Here is a 1,094-nt window from a genome sequence, read left to right on the forward strand (position 1 = left end):
GGTGCACCTGTTGTGATTAGTCGTCCTGTGTTGGCTCCGGGCTCTTAGGTATATGGGCTTCTTTCTCAGGCTTCATGTTTTCAGCTTGTGAAAAATCGAAGCCGCAATCTCCGTCTAGCTGTTCAGGGTCGTAGCGAATTCCACAGCCTGCTTTAACTGTTTGTGCGCTGTCAACAGAGCCGTTTTTGAGTTCCTTCATTTCGTTTATACCTCTTCTTGTTCGTTAGAAGTCTGTATTAGCTGAAGCGTTAATTTTAATACAGATTGGCTTATTGGTCTTCGCTTATGGATGAATCGATTGCTGAATTCGGTTAGACTTGCTTTCTTCAATATATGTCACTTCGTTCATATAAATCAAAATCGGGTTTTTAATGATGTTCAGATCACTAGGTAAGGTGTTACCACTTTATTCTTTGTTATTACTTCTCGGATTCCATGTTGCCGACGCATTTGCTAAGCCAGCTCTTATTCCTTCTCCGCCACAGGTTTCAGCTAGCTCTTATATTTTAATGGATGCCACGAGTGGCGAAGTAATCGTAGAGCATGAAAGCTACGTTCAGTTGCCACCCGCCAGCTTGACTAAGATGATGACCGCATACATCGTCGAAAGCGAAGTAGCTCAAGGTAATATCAATTTATATGACGAGGTTCCAGTGAGCGTTAAGGCTTGGCGCACTGGCGGGTCAAAAATGTTCATCAAGGAAGGCTCAAAAGTTTTGCTTGAAGAGCTGCTCAAAGGCGTAATTATTCAGTCAGGCAATGACGCAAGTATTGCGCTATCTGAGTATGTTGCTGGTAGCGAAGATGCATTTGCCGATATCATGAATCAGCAAGCTCAACTACTGGGCATGACAAACTCCAACTTTATGAACGCTACAGGCTTGCCTGCTGAAGGGCATTATTCATCAGCCTCTGATTTGGCAAAGCTGGCTCTTGCGATCATTAATGACTTTCCTGATCAGTACCCTTTGTATTCTGAAAAATACTTCACCTATAACAATATAAGGCAGCCAAACCGCAATCGCTTGTTGTGGCGTGATAAGTCAGTCGATGGCTTAAAGACCGGACATACTGAAGAAGCAGGTTATTGCCTT

The 1,094-nt window shown here is 43.4% G+C and carries 2 protein-coding genes; one reads left to right on the plus strand and one right to left on the minus strand.

Annotated elements, in window-relative coordinates; genetic code table 11:
• Positions 1-16: 16 nt before the first annotated feature.
• Positions 17-199 (minus strand): hypothetical protein, encoded by a 183-nt coding sequence (locus tag A3756_RS02630; protein ID WP_068507906.1) that lies wholly within the window; start codon positions 197-199, stop codon positions 17-19.
• Positions 200-371: 172 nt separating this feature from the next.
• Between A3756_RS02630 and A3756_RS02635 the strand changes: the two genes are divergently transcribed.
• On the plus strand, positions 372-1,094 hold a 723-nt coding region (locus A3756_RS02635; RefSeq protein WP_231875463.1), incomplete at its 3' end, for a D-alanyl-D-alanine carboxypeptidase family protein.

Source organism: Oleiphilus sp. HI0086 (assembly GCF_001635225.1).